At 64.9% G+C, this 20,739-nt stretch carries 20 protein-coding genes; 12 read left to right on the plus strand and 8 right to left on the minus strand.

Going from position 1 to position 20,739, the window contains the following annotated elements:
• Nucleotides 1-139: 139 nt before the first annotated feature.
• Complete coding sequence (locus tag CAL18_RS16680) at nucleotides 140-445, plus strand: nucleotidyl transferase AbiEii/AbiGii toxin family protein (protein ID WP_283163504.1); 306 nt, start codon at nucleotides 140-142, stop codon at nucleotides 443-445.
• Here the strand turns inward: CAL18_RS16680 and CAL18_RS16685 are convergent.
• Nucleotides 422-1,315 carry a type IV toxin-antitoxin system AbiEi family antitoxin domain-containing protein gene (locus CAL18_RS16685; RefSeq protein ID WP_249278431.1) on the minus strand — a complete coding sequence of 298 codons (894 nt, stop codon included), beginning with the start codon at nucleotides 1,313-1,315 and terminating at the stop codon, nucleotides 422-424. The genes CAL18_RS16680 and CAL18_RS16685 overlap by 24 nt on opposite strands.
• Nucleotides 1,316-1,702: 387 nt before the next feature.
• Here CAL18_RS16685 and CAL18_RS16690 point away from each other — a divergent pair, with 387 nt between their 5' ends.
• Nucleotides 1,703-2,047 (plus strand): hypothetical protein, encoded by a 345-nt coding sequence (locus CAL18_RS16690; protein ID WP_094797479.1) that lies wholly within the window; start codon nucleotides 1,703-1,705, stop codon nucleotides 2,045-2,047.
• 1 nt (nucleotide 2,048) lies between these two features.
• Here CAL18_RS16690 and CAL18_RS16695 read toward each other — a convergent pair whose 3' ends face one another.
• Complete coding sequence (locus tag CAL18_RS16695; protein ID WP_026638922.1) at nucleotides 2,049-3,683, minus strand: thiamine pyrophosphate-dependent enzyme; 1,635 nt, start codon at nucleotides 3,681-3,683, stop codon at nucleotides 2,049-2,051.
• A gap of 184 nt (nucleotides 3,684-3,867) precedes the next feature.
• Between CAL18_RS16695 and CAL18_RS16700 the strand changes: the two genes are divergently transcribed.
• Nucleotides 3,868-4,812, plus strand: coding sequence for a LysR family transcriptional regulator (locus tag CAL18_RS16700; RefSeq protein WP_026638923.1), 945 nt, complete (start codon nucleotides 3,868-3,870; stop codon nucleotides 4,810-4,812).
• A gap of 133 nt (nucleotides 4,813-4,945) precedes the next feature.
• Nucleotides 4,946-5,920 (plus strand): Bug family tripartite tricarboxylate transporter substrate binding protein, encoded by a 975-nt coding sequence (locus CAL18_RS16705; RefSeq protein ID WP_094797480.1) that lies wholly within the window; start codon nucleotides 4,946-4,948, stop codon nucleotides 5,918-5,920.
• Between the two features lies 1 nt (nucleotide 5,921).
• Here CAL18_RS16705 and CAL18_RS16710 read toward each other — a convergent pair whose 3' ends face one another.
• Together CAL18_RS16710 and CAL18_RS16715 are read right to left on the minus strand one after the other, a co-directional pair.
• Nucleotides 5,922-6,350, minus strand: a complete 429-nt coding sequence (locus CAL18_RS16710) for a PaaI family thioesterase (RefSeq protein ID WP_038852128.1) — start codon at nucleotides 6,348-6,350, stop codon at nucleotides 5,922-5,924.
• Nucleotides 6,351-6,390: 40 nt separating this feature from the next.
• Nucleotides 6,391-7,179 carry an IclR family transcriptional regulator gene (locus CAL18_RS16715; protein WP_026638926.1) on the minus strand — a complete coding sequence of 263 codons (789 nt, stop codon included), beginning with the start codon at nucleotides 7,177-7,179 and terminating at the stop codon, nucleotides 6,391-6,393.
• 176 nt (nucleotides 7,180-7,355) lie between these two features.
• On the opposite strand from CAL18_RS16715, the gene CAL18_RS16720 reads away from it, so the two are divergent.
• The 4 genes from CAL18_RS16720 to CAL18_RS16735 all read left to right on the plus strand — a co-directional run bounded on the left by CAL18_RS16720 (nucleotide 7,356) and on the right by CAL18_RS16735 (nucleotide 12,376).
• Nucleotides 7,356-8,921 (plus strand): acyl-CoA synthetase, encoded by a 1,566-nt coding sequence (locus CAL18_RS16720; protein WP_094797481.1) that lies wholly within the window; start codon nucleotides 7,356-7,358, stop codon nucleotides 8,919-8,921.
• Between the two features lie 24 nt (nucleotides 8,922-8,945).
• Nucleotides 8,946-10,091: an FAS1-like dehydratase domain-containing protein gene (locus CAL18_RS16725; protein WP_094818367.1), complete on the plus strand. Its 1,146-nt coding sequence runs from the start codon at nucleotides 8,946-8,948 to the stop codon at nucleotides 10,089-10,091.
• Between the two features lie 63 nt (nucleotides 10,092-10,154).
• Entirely contained in the window at nucleotides 10,155-11,420 is a 1,266-nt protein-coding gene (locus tag CAL18_RS16730; protein WP_094818368.1) for a CaiB/BaiF CoA transferase family protein, read from the plus strand.
• Nucleotides 11,417-12,376, plus strand: a complete 960-nt coding sequence (locus tag CAL18_RS16735; protein ID WP_094797483.1) for a Bug family tripartite tricarboxylate transporter substrate binding protein — start codon at nucleotides 11,417-11,419, stop codon at nucleotides 12,374-12,376. Before CAL18_RS16730 ends, CAL18_RS16735 begins: the two co-directional genes overlap by 4 nt.
• 25 nt (nucleotides 12,377-12,401) lie before the next feature.
• On the opposite strand, the gene CAL18_RS16740 is transcribed toward CAL18_RS16735, so the two are convergent.
• Together CAL18_RS16740 and CAL18_RS16745 are read right to left on the minus strand one after the other, a co-directional pair.
• Complete coding sequence (locus CAL18_RS16740) at nucleotides 12,402-13,592, minus strand: alpha/beta hydrolase (protein WP_094818369.1); 1,191 nt, start codon at nucleotides 13,590-13,592, stop codon at nucleotides 12,402-12,404.
• On the minus strand, nucleotides 13,589-14,101 hold the full coding sequence (locus tag CAL18_RS16745) for a DoxX family protein (protein ID WP_081745659.1): 513 nt from the start codon (nucleotides 14,099-14,101) through the stop codon (nucleotides 13,589-13,591). Before CAL18_RS16745 ends, CAL18_RS16740 begins: the two co-directional genes overlap by 4 nt.
• A gap of 280 nt (nucleotides 14,102-14,381) precedes the next feature.
• On the opposite strand from CAL18_RS16745, the gene CAL18_RS16750 reads away from it, so the two are divergent.
• From CAL18_RS16750 to CAL18_RS16765, 4 genes are read left to right on the plus strand one after another with little or no spacing between them, the layout of a single operon-like run.
• Complete coding sequence (locus CAL18_RS16750) at nucleotides 14,382-15,263, plus strand: amidohydrolase family protein (protein WP_212589911.1); 882 nt, start codon at nucleotides 14,382-14,384, stop codon at nucleotides 15,261-15,263.
• Between the two features lie 44 nt (nucleotides 15,264-15,307).
• Entirely contained in the window at nucleotides 15,308-16,309 is a 1,002-nt protein-coding gene (locus CAL18_RS16755) for a TRAP transporter substrate-binding protein (protein WP_094797486.1), read from the plus strand.
• Nucleotides 16,306-16,800: a TRAP transporter small permease gene (locus CAL18_RS16760; protein ID WP_094818370.1), complete on the plus strand. Its 495-nt coding sequence runs from the start codon at nucleotides 16,306-16,308 to the stop codon at nucleotides 16,798-16,800. Before CAL18_RS16755 ends, CAL18_RS16760 begins: the two co-directional genes overlap by 4 nt.
• Nucleotides 16,797-18,074, plus strand: coding sequence for a TRAP transporter large permease (locus CAL18_RS16765; RefSeq protein WP_094818371.1), 1,278 nt, complete (start codon nucleotides 16,797-16,799; stop codon nucleotides 18,072-18,074). Before CAL18_RS16760 ends, CAL18_RS16765 begins: the two co-directional genes overlap by 4 nt.
• Here the strand turns inward: CAL18_RS16765 and CAL18_RS16770 are convergent.
• Complete coding sequence (locus CAL18_RS16770; RefSeq protein WP_094818372.1) at nucleotides 18,032-19,525, minus strand: UdgX family uracil-DNA binding protein; 1,494 nt, start codon at nucleotides 19,523-19,525, stop codon at nucleotides 18,032-18,034. The genes CAL18_RS16765 and CAL18_RS16770 overlap by 43 nt on opposite strands.
• A complete protein-coding gene (locus CAL18_RS16775) occupies nucleotides 19,522-20,727 on the minus strand; it encodes a putative DNA modification/repair radical SAM protein (RefSeq protein WP_094797727.1) in 1,206 nt (401 codons plus the stop codon). The genes CAL18_RS16770 and CAL18_RS16775 overlap by 4 nt, the downstream gene beginning before the upstream one ends.
• Between the last annotated feature and the right edge of the window lie 12 nt (nucleotides 20,728-20,739).

Genomic DNA, 20,739 nt, shown 5'->3' on the forward strand with positions numbered 1-20,739 from the left:
TGGGGCCGTCCGGCCCGTGATTGGAAACAGGCCATGATCCAGTTTGCTATCCTCTATGAAGATCGCTTCGTCCGTCCTTCCGTTTGATTTTTAACCCGCCTTAAACACGGAATTTCTGACAACCCCGTATGGCCCCGTAATCCGCAGGGGGCGCCCCGGTAGCGCACGCGCGCGAGACTTCGTAGATATCTACTACTTAGTCACGATGTTGAACTTGAACGTCACCTCGGACGAATACCGGACGGTCATTGCAGAGATGTTCGCTCGCAAGCGCGTTCCGCTTTCCCTACTCGGACGTGTCCGGCACTATCGTGAGTTTCACCGCGCAGACTTCGCAGCCGTGCAGGCAACTATGAGCCCAAATTTTGTACTCAAGGATTTTGACACTTACTTCGAGTTCACCCTTGATCTCGTTGCGCAGCTACATTCCCTTTGGGACGTATAGACGCCACGCTTTCACATAGTCCATGTCGCCCATATCGTGTGCCAAGTAGAAATCGTAGTTCATCGGAAACCGCTTGATCAGGTCCAGCAAGTTTTGCCGATAGCTCGCCCGCTCAAGATAGAACCCAATGGCCTGATGGTAAGGATATGTGTGGTCTATCTTCTTTAGCATGGCGGCCAAAGCATTGACCGACAGTTGATCTTTAGCCAACCGGAAAGCCTTGAGTACCTCAAAGACTCCGCCGGCATAGGCCGGGCGAACCGTGATGTCGATGAGCGTGCGCTCCAGGTTGGTCAGGCGGACGGTGACCGGCGTTTCGCTGTCATAGGTTACGGACTCCGTGATCACGCCGAGTTCGTCCGTGTTCTTGCCATTGATGAGATAGATCCTGGCGCCTTCAAAATCAATAGCGTTGTTCGACTCGCGCGCCTTGCGCTTGAATGCGGCGTCGATGCGCTCCTGAGCCAATCCGCCCGTGGACTGGCTCTTGAGATGCTGCTCATGGTTCAGGTAGATCGTCTTGGGAATTTGCTCGGTCAAGCCGTGCATACGGACAGCGGTGTAATGGCTGTAGTAACAGCTTGGCTTGAGAGTGAGCAAGACCTCCAGCAACGGCACGGAGCCCCACACGAAGCGTGTTTCCGCCCGGTGAGGAAAAGGAAAGCGCAGGGTCTTGAGCTTGCCTTGCTTTTCCAGGAAGGAGATGAACTCTTGCGTGGTGGTGCGTTGAGCCAGGCGCCACCCCCGCCGCTGTTCGGCCAGAATCCGCTGTAGATCCGTCAGCTTGAAAACGGGCGACGACTGCCCAGCCAGATACTCAAAGATGTCAGGCTTGGCGATCTGAATGCGTGAAAGACCAACCATCGTCATGCCGTACTGTGAAGTATATATACTTCACAGTATATGCGATTTTCCGCTCCCGGATGACGGAGTTCGGGCTCGAACCGGCTGATTTGCGAGGCCGATCAAGGCGGTGCCGAAGTATATATACTTCGGCGTCGCCTTGAGGAAAATGCCTGTTTCTGCCGCTTGGGCTTCTGGTGTCATCTTCAGAGCAAGAATATGCACATCCAATGAAGTATATATACTTCACTGGACTACGCACGCCATACTCCGTGCAAAACTCGAACTCCCTGTAGCTTTTCTCGTACGGCCTCGTCGAATTCAATGCAGTAACCCCTCGCTACAATCCCTACCCACAAGTCATGTCATCACGAGGGCCGCCGCCACGGCGGCAGGCAAAGGGACTACCGATCAATGGGTACACGCTACGGCCGCCGTCGCTCGGACGGCACTTATGAGTACCACGACAGTGAAGCCTCTTTAAAGGCTGCAAAGCGCCAAGAGAACCAACGGGCGCGAGCGGGCTTTTTCGGCCTGGTCGGCCTGGCGGTGGGCGGGTGGCTGGCCTATCTGGGGTTGCAGTACGCCGGCGCGGCCGACTGGCCGAAATGGACGCGCTTTGCAGGCGTGCTGGCAGGCGCGGGCTTTTGCGCCGTGCTGTTCTCGATGCTTGCAGAGGTGATCTGGAAGTTGATGGCCGGGCTGTTGGTGCTCGCCATTCTGACGGTGATCGGCACGTCAATCTGGCAGGCGGTGTAGCTCATTGACTTGATGGCAAGCTCACCCCAAGGTCGGTACGCACTTCGATAAACACCGGTCCATCCATGGCCATCGCCCGTTCCACCGTGGAATCGACCTGTGCCGCGTCCTCGATGCGAAAGGCCGGCATGCCGAAGGCCTGGGCGATCTGGACGAAATCGGGGTTGAACAACGATGTTCCGCTGACGCGGCCCGGGTATTCGCGCTCCTGGTTGATGCGGATCGAGGCGTAGGCGTCGTTGTTGGAAAGGATGAACAGCACAGGCAGCCGGCGGTGCGCGGCCAGGATCATTTCGTTGCCGGTCATCATGAAGCCGCCGTCGCCCACCATGCAGATGGTCCTGGTGTCGGGGCGCCGCAGCGCGTTGGCGATGGCGGCCGGTGTGCCGTAGCCCATGGCGCCTGCCAGCGGAGACAGCAGCCGTTGCGGCGGGCGGAAGCGGAAATGTCGATACACCGGCGCGGCGAACGTGCCCGCGTCCAGGCAGATGACCGTGTGGTCGGGCGCGCGGTCGGACACGCTGCGCACCACGTTCTCGAACGGCACGCCCCGCTCGGGCCTGCGGTCGGGCCAGGCCACGTGCTGCCTGATGTTATCGGCCAGCCGGGACAGCCATTGCGCATCGCGGTGCGCGCCGGCGTCGCTGTCGGGCGGCAGCGCATTGACCAGCAGGATGGGATCGCACACCAGGCCGAAGTCGGCCTGGAAGGTCTGGCCGATGACGCCGTTGTCAGGATAGCAGTGGACAAAGGCCTGTTGCGGGCGGGGCAGGTCGGGAAACGTGTAGCCCTGCGTGGGAATGTCGCCCATGCGGGTGCCCAGCGCCAGGATCAGGTCGCTTTCGCGAAAGGCCTGCATCTGTGCTGCAGAGGGCGCCAGGCCGAGTTCGCCCGCATACAGGGGATGGGTGGGCGGAAAAACATCGTGGCGGCGAAAGGAGATGGCCACGGGAATGTTCCAGCCGCGCGCGAACTGTTCGAGCGCCTCGCGCCCGCCTGGCCTTTCGAACCAGCCGCCGGCGATGATCAACGGCCTTTGTGCGCGCTTCAATGTCGCGCGCAGTTCGGCCAGGGTGCCGGCATCGGGCTGGCCGGCGCGCGGTTCCGTGCAGGTCCAGCGATGCTGCTCTACTACTTGCTGCTGCACGTTCTCGGGCAGCACGAGCACCACGGGCCCCGGCGTGCCGGATGTTGCCACGCGTATCGCCTTGAATGCGGCCTCGGCCAGCTGGCCGGGATCGGTGGCCTCGAACACCCACTTGGCGATGGAGCCGAACATCTTCTGATAGTCGATTTCCTGGAAGGCGCCCCGCCGCAGGTCCTGTTTGGGGATCTGGCCGACAAGCAGGATCATGGGCACGGCGTCTTGCTGCGCAGTGTGCACGGCGATGGCCGCATTGCTTGCGCCGGGGCCTCGGCTGACCATCGCGACGCCGGGGCGGCCCGTGATGCGGCCATCGGCCACCGCCATGAACCCGGCGCCGCTTTCGTGCCGACACACGACGGTGTCGATGTCGGGAAAGTCGATCAGCGCGTCGAGCACGCCCAGATAGCTTTCGCCGGGCACCAGGAAGACGCGGTCGATCTGGTTGGCGCGAAAGACGTTCAACAGGGCGTGCGAGGAAGTTGCGTTCATATACGGCCGTGGAGCGGGTTCGAGTGCCGCGCGGGGGCGCGGATCCGGCAAACATTGTCCGGAATACGAACCCGCCATGACAATGCGCGGCGGGGCATAGCAGCTATACCTTTCTGGCCTGGCAATTCACGGGCATAAACTATTCCGGCATATTATTGGCAGTTCATTGAACCGGTGGGCTTCCATGGATTTGACGCGGTTGGAGTACTTTCTGCTGGTGGCCGACCACGGCAGTTTCTCGCGGGCATCGAGTGTCATCGGGATTGCGCAGCCGGCGCTGGGCCGCCAGGTGCAGCGGCTGGAAAGCGAATGCGGGGTGCGGCTGTTCTACCGCCACGGCCGCGGGGTGACGCTGACGCCCGAAGGCCGGCTGTATGCGGAACGCGTCAGGCCGCTGCTGCAGCAGCTGGCGCAGGCGAGCGAGGGGCTGGGGTCGGCGCAGCAACCGGTCACGGGCTCTATCACGCTGGGCCTGACCCCCACGATGATGGTGCTGTTGGGGCTGCCGCTGATCCAGGCGGTGCGCGACGCAGCGCCCGGCGTCAAGCTCAATTTCCTGACCGGCTATAGCGGCTACGTGCATGAATGGCTATCCGATGGGCGGCTGGACATCGCCATCCTGCACGAGGCGCGGCGGTCCCAGCATATCGCGGTCGACCCTTTGCTGGACGCCCGGCTGTTCCTGGTTTCGTCCGCAGGCCGCAGCCCGAAGACCGGGCGCGCCCGGCCCCGCAGCTTCCCGGTGCGCTCGCTGGCGGGCCTGCCGTTGGCCCTGCCCAGCCAGACGCACGGATTGCGCCGGGTGCTGGATGCGGCCGCGGCGAAACAGGGCATCCGGCTGGATGTGGCGTACGAGCTGGACACGCTCAGCCTGATGAAAGAGGTAACCGTGGCGGGCATTGCGCATACGGTGCTGGCGATGCCGGCCGTAATGCGCGAGGTGGTCGCGGGCCAGCTCGAGGCGATTCCCCTTTGCACGCCGGACCTGAGCACGCGCCTGTCGATTGCCACCTCGCTCAATCGGCCATTGACCAGGGCGGGCCGGCTGGTGATCGACCGGCTGCGGCCGGCGCTGCAACAAGCCATCAAGGCGGCGCCTGTCGCCCTGCACTTGCGGGGCTTGCCGTAGCCGCAAGCTAGGCCGGGCAGGCATAGCTGCTAAACGTGCTGGAACATAGGCCGCCAGGCCATGGCTATGCATAATCTCCCAAGCGTCGGCCAGCGGCAGGCCGCGATGCCGAAAAGATCAACGGGAGACAAGCATGCTGCAGAAGATGATGCGGATTTTGGCGGTATCGGCAGGGCTGGTGGCGATATCGACGGCGACCGCCGCCAGCGATTACCCGAACCGGCCGATTACCCTGCTCATTCCGGTTGCGGCGGGCGGCACCACGGACATTGCAGGCCGGGCCCTTGCCAAGCAATTGACCGACGAGCTCGGACAGACGGTTGTAGTCGAGAATCGGCCGGGCGCGAGCGGGGGCATCGCCAATGCCCAGGTTGCACGCGCGGCGCCGGATGGCTATACGCTGGTGCTGTCGTATGAGGGATTCCATACCGGCAACCCGGTGCTGACCAAGCAACTGACGTGGGATCCGGTCAAGGACTTCACGCCGATTGCGGAAGTGATACGCGGGCCCCACTTGATTTTGGTTCCGGCCAATTCGCCCGCCAAGTCGCTTCAGGACCTTATCGACCTGGCCAAGAAGAACCCGGGCAAGCTCAACTTCGCATCGTCGGGCGTGGGCTCGATCCAGCACCTGGGCGGCGAGCTTTTCCAGATCACCACCGGCACGGATATGGTGCACGTGCCCTACGGCGGCGCGGCGCCTGCCATGCAGGACTTGATTGCATCGCGCATCGAAGTGTTCATCACCACGCCCCCCACGGCAATGGGGCACCTGCAGGCAGGCACGCTGCGCGCCTTGGCGATCACCAGTGCGCAGCGTCATCCTCAATTGCCCGATATTCCCACCACGGCCGAGGCCGGCCTGCCCGATTTCCAGCTTGAAGCGTGGTTCTCGGTGTTCGGGCCAGCGGGCATGCCCGACGAGGTCGTGCAGAAACTCTCTGGCGCGATGGAGAAGGTCATCACATCAGACACCTTTATCTCGGCCATGCGCGAGCAAGGCTCTAATGCCAGCTACCGCTCGCCGCAGGAATTGGGGCAGATCGTGAAAGATGACCTGGCCAAGTGGACCAAGGTGGTGCAGACCGCAGGTATTGCGGCCAACTGAATCATCCGGGGGAGCCTGTCCGCTTGAGCATCGCCTGCGCGCTGGCGATGATTTCGCCATCGGCCTGCAGTTCCCCCTGCATGAACACCAGGCTGGACGTCTTGCGCATGACGCGTCCGCGCACGGCCAGAAATTGCCCGGGGCGGGCAGCGGCAAGATAGTGGGTGTCGAGCTGCACCGTCACGCAGGGCTGGCGTGCCATGGCGTCCCAGGCAATGGTGCTGAGTGCATGGTCGAGCAATGTCGCGATCAGGCCGCCATGCACGAGCCCGGCGGGGTTGGCGTGCGCGTCGCTGGCAAGCAGCCCGTATGCCCAGCCGTCGGCTTCGCGCCGCGTCCATAACGGGCCGACGAGCTGCGAAAACCCCTTGCCGGTACGCGGGGCCCAGCCCTCGGATTGCAACCATGCTTCTGTGTCTGCCCCGGCCATTTTTCGCTCCCTGGATATGTGCGGCGCCAAATACGTTGCTTTACCTGGCCATCATCTGCGACAGCGCCTCGGCCTCGGCCTGCATGCGCTTGGCCAGGTCCAGCGCCCGCGCGGCGCTCATGTGGTTGGCCAGCGCCGCGCCCACCAATGAATGGCTGAGACGGCCGCGTGCATCGAAGACCGGCACGGCCACCAGCGCCACGCCGTCGATGTAGTTGCCGCGATCGATACTGAAACCCTTGCGACGCACAGTGTCGACTTCTTTGCGCCAGGCTTCCATGTCGGGCGGCTGATCCCAGCGCAGTGACTTGAAGCGGCGTTCGAGTTCGGCGTCGTCGATGTCTGCGTAGGCGGCAACCAGCCGCCCCGTGGCGCTGAGCAGCGCGGGAAACCGGCTGCCCACGTCGACGTGCAGGCGAAACGGCGCGCGCGAACGCGACAAGGCCAGCACCACCATGTGGTCCAGGCCCGTGATCTCGACGCCTATGGCCGTGATGTTGTCTTCTTGCGCCAGCTTGTCCAGCACCGGCTGGACCAGGCTGGGGAAAGGGCTGGTTTCCAGGACGTTGCGCGCCAGCGCAAGCATGCCGACGCCCAGGCTGTAGCGCTTGCTGCTGCCATCGACCTTGACGAGCCCTTCGCTGACCAACACCCGCAAGATGTGCAGGCAGGTGCTGGTGACCATGCCCAGTTCTTCGGCAATGGCCTTCAGGGTCATGGGCCCCTGCCCGCGGCCCAGCAGGCGCAGGATGGCAATGGCGCGCGATACGGCGGGCACCTCGCGGATGCGCGGGCCTGACGGGGCTTTCGCCGGTTTGGTTTCGCTCATGCGGATTCTGTCTCCGTACAAAACTTTGGCAAGGATACGCCGGCCGCGCGAGATCAGGAATTCCGGGACGCATGCTGCATTTCCTATAATTGTACATATACAATTTTAGAACGCTATTGACAATTTTATTCGGGCGGCGCAAAGTTTGCCCGACACGATTGAGGAGACAAGGCGCCATGGCAAAGTTGACGGACTACCTTTCGTATGCCGATGCGCAAACCCACTGCACGCCGTCCGGGCTGTGGGAATTGTTCGATGGCGACCGCGAGCGCCTGAACATCGCGCATGAATGCATCGACCGCCACGCAGGCAGCGGCCGGCCGGCCGTGATCCTGGTGCGTGCGTCAGGCAATGACGAAGTGCTGGGCTTTGACGAACTTGCGCGCGAATCGTCGCGCTTTGCTCATGCACTGGTGGCGCGCGGCATCCAGCCGGGCGACCGCGTGGCCGTGATGCTGGAGCCGTCGCGGGAGTTCTACGTAGCCCTGTTCGGCGCAATCAAGATGGGCGCCATCGCCGTTCCCTTGTTCACGCTGTTCGGGCCGGACGGCATCCGCCTGCGCATCGAAGACTGCCGCCCCCGCCTGTTGATCACCAACGCCGAAAAGGCCGGGCAAGTACCGTCGCTGCCGAACCTGGAGGTGGTGGTCGCGGACCAGGACCTGATTCCGCCGCCCGGGCAGTATCCCGATCACTTCCAGACGCAAAGCCGTGCGGACGACCTGGCCATCTTCCAGTACACGTCAGGCACGACGCGCGAGCTTCCGGACGCCGTCAGGCACAGCCACCGCGCCATCGTCACTTTGATGCTGGCCGCGCTGTACGGCACGGGCATACGGCCGGGCGACCGCTATATGTGCCCGTCGTCTCCGGCATGGGGGCACGGGCTGTGGCATGGCACGCTGGCGCCGTTGGCGCTGGGCGTGACCATAGGCGCCTATTCGGGCAAGTACAACGCCGAACGCCTGCTGCAGGCTTTGCAGGACCACCGCTTCAACAATCTGTCGGCGGCGGCCACGCATTACCGCATGATGCGCAACTCGGGCGCGGCCGGCCAATACCAGTATTACCTGCAGAAATTGTCCTTCACGGGCGAGCCCATCGATAGTGAAACGGCGGAATTCGTGCAGGCCACCTTCGGCCGGCCGGCCTGCAGCATGTACGGCACTACCGAAATCGGCGTGTGCCTGGTCAGCTACCCCGGCGCGCCGGACTTCAAGGTCAAGCCGGGTTCGCTGGGCAAGGCGGTGCCGGGCCTGCGCGTGCAAGTGCAGGATCCCAGCGGCGCCCCCTGCCCGCCCGGCGTAACGGGCGAACTGAAGGTTTGGCGGCGCGGCGAATGGGTGCCCACCAAAGACCTGGGACGCACGGATGAAGACGGCTACTTCTGGCATGGCGGCCGTGCCGATGACGTGATTATCTCGGCCGGCTGGACCATGAGCGCCGTCGAGATCGAAGACGCCATTCTGAAACACCCCGACGTGGCAGAGGCCGCCGCCATCGGCGTGCCCGACGCCGTGCGCGGCCAGGTCGTGAAGGCCTTCGTAGTCGCACGCAGGCCAGGCGACGAGGCCTTTATCCGCGAAATCCAGGACGGCGTACGCACGCAGCTGAGCCAGCACGAGTATCCCCGCCAGGTGGTGTTCGTGGCGGAACTGCCCAAGACCCCGGCAGGAAAGATTCACCGCAAGAAATTGCGCGACCAGGAAGCGGCGCAGCGCGCGGCCGTTGCCGAACATTAATTCGAGAGAGGACACGGAGACACCATGTTGACCAAGACCGAAACCGCACGCAGTTTTCCCAAGATCACCGAACGCGGCCTGGACGAGCTGCGCGCCCGCATCGGCGTAAAGATCGGCGCCACGGCCGAACCCTGGTGCTACGAGGCCACGCGCGACAACATCCGCCACTATGCGCACGGCATTGGCGACGACAACCCGTTGTGGTGCGACCCGCAATACGCGCAGAACACCCGCTATGGCGGCATCATCGCCCTGCCCAGCTTTCTGTTTGCCACCAGCCGCATCGTTTCCGGATACGTGGGCGGCCTGCCCGGCGTGCACGCCATGTGGTCGGGGGCCGACTGGACCTGGCACAAGCCCGTACGCCGCAACGACGAAATCCGCACCGAAGCCTATCTTAAAGACCTGATCGAGCACGAGACGCGCTTTGCGGGCCGCGCGCTCCAGCAGATCTACCATGTGGATTTCTTCAACCAGGAAGGCGACAAGGTTGCCGAAGCCGACAGCTGGTGCTTCCGCACCGAGCGCGACCACGCCCGCGAACAGGGCAGCAAGTACAAAGAAGTGCGCGCCCGCGAGCCGCGCCGCTACACCGAAGAAGAGATCCGCGCCGCCTATCAGCTGTATGCGCAGGAAGAAGTGCGCGGCGCCAACACCCGCTACTGGGACGACGTGCAAGAAGGCGAAGAACTCCCGGTGCTTTTCAAGGGCCCCATGACGGTGACCGGCTTCATCGCCTACGCACAGGGCTGGGGCGGCCTGTACATCCGCGCCAACAAGCTGGCATGGCAACTGATCGACGCGCACCCCGGCGTGGGCATCACCAACCGGTTCGGCATCCCCGACGTGCCGGAGCGTGTGCACTGGGAAGAAGATTTCGCCCTGGAAGTGGGCGCGCCCGGCGCGTACGACTACGGCCCCGAGCGCAATTCCTGGCTGACGCACCAGCTGACCAACTGGATGGGCGACGACGGGTTCCTGCGCAAGTCGTACTGCAAGATCCGCCGCCACAACCCCGAGGGCGACATGCTGTTCTTCAAGGCGCGCGTCAAGCGCAAGTACGTAGAAGACGGCAAGCACCTGGTGGAAATCGAGCAAGAGGCGCGCAACCAGGATAACGAGTTGTCCGTGCTGGGCACCGGCGTCGTAGAGCTGCCCGCGCGCGGTTGAACCACGGCCCCTTTTCTCCCCGGCCAGGGCTGGCCGGGGTCTTACGTTTGTGAGGGTGCGATCATGTTCGACGCTTCCGAACACCATGGCGGCGCGCTTGCAGGGCTGAAAGTTATCGACCTGTCGCGCGTTCTGGCCGGGCCGTTGTGTACGCAGATGCTGGCCGACAACGGGGCGGATGTCATCAAGGTTGAGCCTCCGCTGGGCGACGAGACCCGCACGCTGGGGCCGCCGTTCGCCGACGACGGCAATGCCGCCTACTTCGGCTCTGTGAACCGTGGCAAGCGGGCCATTACGCTGGACCTTACCCAACCCGGCGCGCACGATGTCTTGTTTGCGCTGCTGCAGGATGCCGACGTGCTGGTCGAGAATTTCCTGCCCGGCACCATGCGCCGCTGGGGGCTGGACTACGACACGATACTGGCGCCCCGCTTTCCCCGCCTGGTGTACTGCACCATCAGCGGCTTCGGCGAAGACGGGCCGTTGGGCGGCCTTCCCGGCTACGACGCCATTCTGCAGGCGATGTGCGGGTTGATGAGCATCAACGGTGAGAACACCAGCGGACCCACGCGCATCGGCATTCCCATCGTCGATCACCTGACCGGCTACACGGCCATGACGGCCATTCTGATGGCGATCGTCGAGCGCAGCCGCAGCGGACGAGGCCAGCGCGTAGAGGCGACGCTGTTCAATACCGCCCTGAGCTTGCTGGTGCCGCATGCCGCCAACTGGCTCGCTTCGGGGCAGGCGCCACGCCAGATGGGCAGTGCGCATCCCAATATCGCGCCCTATGACAAGTTCAATTGCCGGGACGGGCAGATTTTCCTGGGCATTCTGAACGACCGACAGTTCGGCCGCTTCTGTGAACACCTGGGCCTGCACGACGTGCTTGCGGACCCCCGATACGCGCACAATGCCGACCGCCTGGCCCACCGCGACGCCCTGCGCGTGGCCATCGAAGCGGCGCTGGCCGGGCGCAGCCGCCAGACGCTGTGCAAGGAACTGATGGCGCTGGGCGTGCCTGCGGGCCCCGTCAACAGCGTGCCCGAAGCGTTCGAGCAGCCGCATGCGGCCGGCATGCTGGTGCAGCGCGACGGCTACCGCGGCGTGGGTTTGCCCAACCGCCTGTATCGCACGCCGGGCCAACCGGGCGGCAATCCACCCGGCTTTGCCCAGCATACCGATGAAGTCTTGCAGCAAGCGGGCCTGTCCGCCGTAGCCATCGCGCACCTGCGCGAAAGCGGCGTGCTGCCCGGCAGTACCCAGTCGTGTGACGCAGTCGTTTCAGATCTACAACAAGCCAATAATTCCACCGGGAGACGTTCATGAAACAGAGATTGAGTGCCTTGTTCATCGCAGCGGTTTCTTTTTGTTCAACGGCATGGGCCGATACCTATCCCACCAAGCCCGTGCGCGTGATCGTGCCGTACCAGGCCGGGCAAGGCACGGACGTGGCCACGCGCTTTTTGTCCGAGCGCCTGGCCAAGGAACTGGGCCAGCCGTTTGTCGTCGAGAACCGCCCGGGCGCGGGTGGCAACATCGGCACGGCCGAGGTCGCGCGCGCCGAGCCCGACGGATACACCTTGTTGATGGGCACGAACGGAACGCACGTGCTCAACCAGTATCTGTTCAGCACGCTGAACTTCGACCCGGCCAAGAACTTCGATCCGGTCATGCTGGTCAGCACGTTCCCCATGGTGATCGTCACGCGTCCGGAGTCTCCGTACAAATCGCTGGACGACGTACTGAAGGCGGCCAAGAGCAAGCCGGACGGCGTGGACGTGGGCCTGCCCAGCACCACGGCCCGCCTGGTGCTGGAACTGCTGGAAAAGCAGACGGAAACCAAGATCGTCGGCATTCCCTATAAGGGTTCGGCGACGGCGATGACCGATCTGATCGGCGGCCGGGTAAGTCTGGGCGTGGATACGATCAGCGCAGTGTCGGCGCAGATCGACGGCGGCAAGCTCAAGCCGCTGGCAGTGACGTCCCTGAAGACGTCGCCCTTGCTGCCCGGCGTGCCTTCGGTCGCCGAAGAAGGCGTCAAGGGATTCGAGGTCGTTGCCTGGAACGGCATGTATGCGCCCCACGGCACGCCGGCGCAAGCCATCCAGTCATTGAACCAGGCGCTTGCAAAGATCCTGAAGGATCCCGAAGTGCAAAAGCGCCTGCTGGCGCTGGGCCACGTGCCCGCGGGCGGCACGCCGAAGGATCTGGGCGACTTTGCGCAGAATGAACGCCAGAAGTGGGCGCCCGTGATCGCCGAGGCCGGCCTGAAGGCCAACTGAGCAGGCCGCGCAAGGCGGAGCCGCCTCAGGTTCCGCCCTGCAGGGCCGCGGCCACGCCGCGCCCGGAAACATCCAGCACCTGCGCCATGACCTGCGCCTGCCAATCGAAGTAGGGGTTGAATGTCAGGCGCGCGTGGGTTTTGCCTTCTTCGCGGTATCCCCAATCCGAAAACCATACGGGCGCGCCTTGTTCGCACGCGGCATGCTCGGCTTCGGCCTGCCCGTTCCAGCATATGCGCAGGCTGCCGGCATCGCCATAGAGCGCATTTGCTGGTGAAAACAGCGGCCCCATATGGGAAAACTGGCTGATTCGCCGTTCGGGCAGGTAGTCGGGGCGAACCAGGATACGCTGGTCGCGCGCGAATTCCGCGCGCTCGCCGCCATACCACACCAGCCGGCTGGCGGGGTGGGTGAACCGCGTCCGGAACACCTCTGCAAGGTAGGCGCTGTCGAGCACGGAGTCATGCTCGGCCACGATCATCAGCACGGGCTTGCCGTAGGGCGCGCGGCCAAGCGCCTGGCGCGCCGCCTGGCTGCTGCGGTAGAACTGGGCGAAACCATTAGTGGGCACCGTCAGGTATCGCACGGTGTTCTGCATGGGCCGCACACCATCGGGCTCGCGCAGCCAGGGACGCGCCCAGCCTATCCAGGGGGCCAGCCAATCGTATGCACTATTTGAGCGCAATGCCGGCGAAAACAGCAGCAGGCCGGCGACGTCCGGGTGCGCATAGGCATAGTCCACCACCAGGTTGGCGCCGGTGGAAAACCCGCCCAGGTAGACCTGGGCGGCTTCCTTGCGCAGCGCCTGCGCCTGTTCGGCCAGCACCTGCCGCCAGTCTTCGAGAGTGACGTCAAGCAGGTCGGCGGGATGGGTGCCGTGACCGGGCAGCAAAACCGTGCGCACCAGGAACCCGCGCGCCGCAAGCTGTTCGCCGATATCGTGGAACGACCACGGCGAATCGCCCAGGCCGTGCACCAGCAATATGCCTTTATCCGCGGGCCGGGCGGAACGCCATTCGCGAGGCGCATTCCAGGCCAGCTCGGCGGCGCGATCGTTGCTTTGGAAGTGGCGCCGCTGCTGCAGCGCCCGCAGGGCATCCTGGCGGTGGGCCTCGAACGTAACCTGCCGGACGGCATCGTAGCGACCCGCCGGTGACGTGCAGGCGATAGTGAGCAGCGACGCGCCCACGGCCAGCGCGAATCTCGCGAAGATCATAGGGAATACTTGATTTTCCGGTCCACAGCATAGCGGCCGCCCCCGCGCGCCGCAATATACAGCGCCAGGAACAGCATCAGCACGGGGAACTCGATGCCGCGGTCGATCCATGGCCAAGTGGGGCCGAGCGCATAACAGATGCCCGCCATCTGCACGGCAATGGCCAGCGCGACCGGACGAGTCCACAGGCCGATGGCCAACATGACCGCGCCCAGCGTTTCGAGCAGCATGACCAGCAACGCCAGCTGCGGCGCAAACGGCAGCCCCATGACGTTGCGGATCAGGTTGATGGACCCTGCCATCGGGTCGGCCATGGACCCGTGCGGGATGCCCAATGCCTTGGGCAGGCCATGGGTAAGCATGATGATGCCGAAGGCCAGGCGCAGCAACGCGTACAGGCAGGGTTCGGCGCGGTGATAAAGGCGCTCCAGCCCCGGAAACAGCAAGCGCGCGCCAGTTGGCGCCTGGGCGTCGGCGTCGGTGTGCCGGGCCGGCGTAGAAGTCGTCATGTCTGTCGCCTCTTGAAGATGAATAACCGGACAGGCGCGCCTTCGATGCCACGCCATGGGCGGCATGGTGGCACGCGGGCGTCATCGGATAAATGCCGCGCGTCCGGCTTGTGAATTCAACGGCACTCAACAATGCGTCGACGCGGGAAATGCCGGCAATCCTGGCCAGAAAGCAAACAAAGTTCACGACATGAAATTCCCGCGCCGCGCAGGCATTCCCGCAAGCGCGAGGCGGCGCTATGGTGCCAGAACCCACATCACACGCGGCCCTGCATCGACCATGACATTGACTTCTCCGTCCGTTGCGCTACCGCCGGGCGCTTGCGACAGCCACACCCACGTGTTCCTGGATCCCCATGACTATCCGTGGGCTGAGGTGCGGCGCTATACGCCGCCGCCCGCCTCGATAGCGCAACTGATCGAGCTGCACGACGCCCTGGGCATAGACCGCGTGGTTATCGTGCAGCCCAGCGTCTACGGCGCGGATAATGCCGCGACACTGCATGGGCTGCGCGTGCTGGGGCCGGGACGCGCGCGCGGGGTGGCGGTGATCGACGAAAACGTGACCGATTCCGAACTGGATGCCATGCACACACTGGGTGTGCGCGGCGTGCGCGTCAATCTGGAAATCGACCAGGCCAGCAATGCCGACACGGCGACGGCGCAGCTGCGCGCGACGGCGGCGCGCGTGGCGCGGCTGGGCTGGCACGTGCAGATCTACGCGAACCTGCCGTTGCTGGCCGCCTGTGCGCCCGTGTTGAGCGCCCTGCCGGTACCCGTGGTGCTGGATCACTATGCGGGCGCGACCGCCCGCGGCGGCCTGCAGCAGCCGGGCCTGCAAGACGTGCTTGCGCTGGTGGCCGAGGGCAATGCCTACGTCAAACTGTCGGCCCCGTATCGCCTGTCGCAGGCGCCGGGCTACAGCGACATGGAACCGCTGGCGTGCGAGTTCATACGCACCCGCGCCGACCGCATGGTATGGGGCAGCGACTGGCCGCATCCGCAGCCCGGTGTGCGCGCCGACCCCCGCGACATCAGCCCGCCTTTCGACGTGGATTCTGCCGCCGTGCTGGATGCGCTGCGCAGGTGGGCGGGCGATGCCGCCACGTTCTACCGCATTCTCGTGGAGAACCCGGCCATGCTCTACCAATTCGACGGCTAAGGCGACGCACCTGCCGCGACCTCATACCAACAAAGGAGACAACCATGCTGAAAACACCCCTGATCCGGGCCGCCGCGCTTGCCCTGCTGTGTGCCGCCCTGGGCGGCGCCCACGCACAGTCGCCCCAGGTCATCAAACTGGGCTGGCCCACGTCGGACAGCGCCACCGACCCCCTGGCCATGAGCGCGCGGGCCTTCAAGGAAGCCCTGGAGCGCCAGTCGGGGGGCACGATGCAGGTGCAGCTTTATCCCAACCGCCAGCTGGGCGATGACAAGCAACTGGTCGAAGGCACACGCTTTGGCACCGTGGACGCGGCGGTGGTCACCAATGCCGTCACGGCGCAGACCGAGCCCGCATTCGGCGTGCTGGACCTGCCCTTCCTGTTCGAGAATGAAGCCCATGTGCACAAAGTGCTGGACGGCGCCGTGGGCGACGAGCTGGCCAAGCGCATGGCTGCCAAGGGAGTGGTCGTGCTGGGATACTTCGAGGGCGGCTTTCGCAGCATGATCAACAACACGCGCCCCGTGTCGCAGCCCGCCGACCTGCAGGGCGTCAAGGTGCGGGTGATGCAGAACCCCATCTACATCGACCTGGTCAATTCGCTGGGCGGCGCCGCCGTGCCCATGGCCTGGGGCGAGACCATCACGGCTATCCAGCAAGGCACCATTGACGGGCTGGAACTGCCTGTGGCCCTGATCGAGCCGTTGAAGGTCAGCGAGTTCGCCAAGTACCTGTCGCTTACCAACCATACGTTTACCGCCTACGAACTGCTGATGAACAAGCGGCTGCTGGACAAGATGACGCCCCAACAGCAAGAGTGGGTGCGCGCCGCCGCCAAAGAAGCCGTCAGGGAACAGCGCCAGGCCATGGCCGGGCAGACGCCCAAGGCGCTGGCCAGCCTGCAGAAAACCTCGATGCAAGTGAACCCGATTGCGGAAGTCGCCAGCTTCCGCAGCGCGGTCGCGCCCATATACGACAAGGCCCGCAAGGCGGGCCAGGGCGACCTGATTGACGCAATACTGGCCGCCGCGCCCGGCGCCAAATGAGGAAACTGATGCAGGGGCTGGCGGCGGCCACCAAGGTTGCCGTGCGGGTGCTGACGGTTGTCATGCTGGGGGCGTTGGCGGTGCAGGTCATTATGCGCACGGCGTTCAATGCACCGCCTTCCTGGACCGAGGAAATCGCCCTGCTGGCCTTCAGCTGGACGGTGTTGCTGGGCATGGCTTACGGGGTACGCGAAGGGGTGCACGTGCGCATGGATCTGCTGCTGGATGTGCTTCCCCGCGCGCTGCGCCGCTTGACGGAACGCCTGGTGCTGAGCGCGATCGTGACGGTGGGTGTGTACCTGGTGGTGGCCGGATGGCAGTACACCGAAAGCGCGTTCGGCATCACGTCTGCGGCCACCGGTTATCCGATGCCGCTGCTGTACGCGAGCTGTGTCGTCAGCGGCGCGCTGGTTGCTGCCTTTGCGCTTGAGCGGCTGCTGGCGGGCGCGGCCGCCAGCGACGATCCGGACCCTGCCGAGGCATTGCAATGAGCGCAGTTGCGGCGATTCTTTCCCTGGGATTCGCGGGGCTGGTGCTGCTGGGCGTGCCATTCGCGTTTGCGCTGGCGATCTGCATCATTGCGTCGATCACCATCAGCGGCATCGATCCCATGCTGTTGCCGCAGACGCTGGTGGCGGGCACACAGAGTTTCAGCCTGCTGGCGATTCCGTTCTTCATGCTGGCCGGCGAAATCATGTCGGCGGGCGGCCTGTCCAAGCGGCTGGTCAACGTGGCCGACGTATTCGTGCGCCATTTGCCGGGCGGCCTGGGCCTGGTGGCCATTCTGGCGGCGGTCGTGTTCGCGGCGATAAGCGGCTCGGCCCCGGCCACGACGGCAGCCATCGGCGCGGTCATGATTCCGGCCATGGCCGAACGCGGCTATTCGAAAGCGTACGCCACCGCGCTGTGCGTGGCGGCCGGCGTGCTGGCGCCGCTGATTCCGCCGTCGATCGCCTTCGTGATCTGGGGCGTGATCGCCGAGCAATCCATCGTGAAGCTGTTTTTGTCCGGCGTGCTGCCGGGGCTGCTCATGGCCGGGGGCATGGCGCTACTGGTGCTGCTGTACGCGCGCCGGCACCATGTAGCCTGCCGCCCGCGCGCCACGCTTGCCGAGATCGCCACCGCGCTGCGCCAGGGGGTATGGGTATTGTTGGCGCCCCTGCTCGTGCTTGGCGGCATCTACCTGGGCCTGTTCACGCCCACCGAGGCGGCCGTGGTGGCTTGCCTGTATGCGTTGCTGGTCACGCTGTTTATCGAACGCACGCTGAAAGTGAGGCAGCTGGGCGCCATCATTACGCGGGCCATCTCGACCACCGCCCTGGTGCTGGCCATTGTGGGTTTCTCGCAAGGGTTCGGCGTGCTGGTCGCGCAAGAGCAGCTGGCATCGACGCTGACCACCTGGCTGGCCGACCACGTGCATACCAAATGGGTGATGCTGGCCGTGCTGAATATCGGCTTCTTCTTGTTGGCCGCGGTAATGGATGAAGTGGCCATCATGGTCATCCTGGGGCCCATGCTGATTGCCATCGGGCGGCAATACGGCGTGGACCCCATCCATTTCGGCAGCATGATCGTCACCAACGTGGCTATCGGGATGGCGGCGCCGCCCATCGGCTATTGCCTGTTCATCGGCATGGCCATCAGCAAGCTCAAGCTCTGGGACGTGGGCCGCGCCATCATTCCGTTTGTACTGGTGATGCTGGTGGTGTTGTTCCTGGTGACCTACGTGCCGGCATTTTCGCTGGCGCTGCCGGCGAGCTGGTAGCCCTGCGCGACGGCGTCGGCGATGCCCGCCACCACCCCCCCGCGGGCGTCGTCGCCGCCTGCCCGCAGCGCATACGAAGGATGCCAGGTGGCCAACAGCCATGCGCGGCCCAGGCGCATGGGCCGTCCCATGCATTCTTGCAGGCGGGCCCCGGGCCCCGCGATGGCTCGCAGCGCCGTGGCGCCCAGGGCAACGATGACCTCGGGACGCACACGTTCGAGTTCTTCTTGCAGCCAGTGCGAGCACGCATCGATTTCGCGTTGGGCCGGCGTCTTGTGAATGCGCCGCTTGCCGCGAGCCACCCATTTGAAATGCTTGACGGCGTTGGTAAGGTACAGTGCATCGCGCGGCACGCCGGCGCATTTCAGGGCTTCGTCGAGCACCTGGCCGGCCGGCCCGATGAAAACCTGCCCGGCCAGGTCTTCGTGGTCGCCCGGTTGTTCGCCCACCAGCATGACGCGCGCCGCATCGCGGCCCTGCCCCGGCACCGCCTGCGTAGCGTGGCGCCACAGTTCACAGCGGCGGCACGCGTCGAGCTCGGCGGGCACGGGCCGCTGCGGCTGCGCGCGCTGCGCGTCTACCGCCACCGGCTTGCCCGGCATGTCGCCCACGCCCTGTGCCTGGGCGTGCCGGCGCGCGCCATGGCGCGCCTGGGCGATCATGGAGGGGATCAGCGCCGCTTCGGGCAGGCCCTTCCAGAAACGCACGGGCATGCGCTGGTGCAGCGCCGCTTCGTTCAGGCGCGCCGGGTTGAAGGTGCTTTGGTAATACAGCCGCCACAGCGCCTCGGCCGGATCGGCTGCAGCGTCGGCCCGCAACGCCTGCGCGTCGGCGGGCGCGTCGGTAATGCGCAGGGCGCTGCCATCCCAGTGGGCCAGGCCGTGCGGCGTGCCTATGCACCACGTCGCATGGCCCATGCGGCGCGCAAAGTGATCGGCGGCGTCGGCCAGCACATCGTGCCGGGGCTCATACCAGGCCACGTACTGCGGCATGCCGGGGCGATCGCTGCGACGAAAGCGGACATAGGCGATCATGTCATGGTGGTCGCGGCGTACGGCCTTGGCCATGGCATGCAGCCGCGCGCCGTCTTCATCGGCCGCCGATACGCCGGCCCGGTCGCCGTGCGTATAACGCCACAGAACGCGATACAGCAAAGCCCACGGCCGTGGCGACCGATACTGCGCGGCCTCGCGCAGCAGTTGCGCGAACTCTCTGGAAATACGCACCTGCGGCGGCGCCGGGGGCACGCCCGGGCAAGGCGCTTCGGCGTGGGGCTCATCGCCAGGCGCGGCATAGTCCAGCGCAATCTGCGCGGCCTGTGGCTGATGCGGCGCGTCTTCCCAGGCAAGGGTTTCAGGGGGCCATTGCGCCGCGAGCGCGATCAGGGCCTGTTTGCGCCACCCGGCGTAGGTGGGCGTCACGACAAGCCTGCGTTGAACGGCGTGGCTCATAGCAGGGACAACTGTGCCGGGGCGGGGCTGAGCGCCCGGCGCAGTTGTTCAGAGGTGGGGTCGGCCAGCGGCGGCCGGTAATCTTGCACGACGACGAAGGGCCGCAGCTTTTGCATGGGGCAACGCAGGCGCACCAGGTCTTGGTAGCGCACGGCTCGCAGGCGGCGCAATTCGACCAGGCGCTGGGCGTTGCGTATGCCTATGCCGGGCACGCGCGCCACCAGCCGTAGCGGCGCGCGGTTAAGATCCACCGGAAACAGGTCGCGGTGCGCCAATGCCCACGCCAGCTTGGGATCGATGTCCAGCGGCAGGTCGCCCGAGCCCTGGAACAATTCTTCGGCGCGATAGCCGTAGCCGCGCAACAGGAAATCGGCCTGGTACAGGCGATGCTCGCGCAACAGGGGCGGCGCCTGCGCGGGAAGGCCGGAGGGGCTGTCGGGGATGGGGCTGAAGGCGGAGTAATACACGCGCTTGAGCTTGTACGCGCCATACAGCGCCTGCGCGGTATTCAGGATGGCGCGGTCGTCCGCGTCGTCGGCGCCGACGATCATCTGCGTGCTTTGCCCCGCCGGCGCGTTGCGGCGTTTTTCTTCGCGCGCGGTTTCCTGCGCCAGGCGGATCGAGCCCATGGCCCGCTTGATGGTGCCGGCGTTCTTCTCGGGCGCCAGGCGGTACAGGCCCTTGTCGGTGGGCAGTTCGATATTGACGCTGAGCCGGTCGGCATACTGGCCGGCAAGCGTAATAAGGCGCGGGTCGGCGTCGGGGATGGTTTTCAGGTGGATGTAGCCGCGAAACTGGTGGGTTTCGCGCAGCGACCGGGCCACCTGCACCAGTTGTTCCATGGTGTAGTCGGCATTGCGGATGATGCCCGAGCTCAGGAACAGCCCGTCGATGTAGTTGCGCCGGTAGAAGTCGAGCGTGAGATCGACCACTTCGCGCGGCAGGAACCGCGCGCGCGGCACGTTGCTGGATCGCCTGTTGACGCAGTACTGGCAGTCGTACTGGCAGAAATTGGTAAGCAGTATCTTCAGTAACGAGACGCACCGGCCGTCGGGCGTGAAGCTGTGGCAGATGCCCGCGCCCGTGCTGGCGCCCAGCCCCGCGCGCCCTTTGGAGTCGCGGCGCGGCGCGCCGCTGCTGGCGCATGACGCGTCGTATTTGGCGGCGTCAGCCAGAATTTCGAGCTTGGTGGCGATTTCCATATACTGTATATT

This window comes from Bordetella genomosp. 7, assembly GCF_002261415.1.
Classification (GTDB): Bacteria; Pseudomonadota; Gammaproteobacteria; order Burkholderiales; family Burkholderiaceae_B; genus Bordetella_A.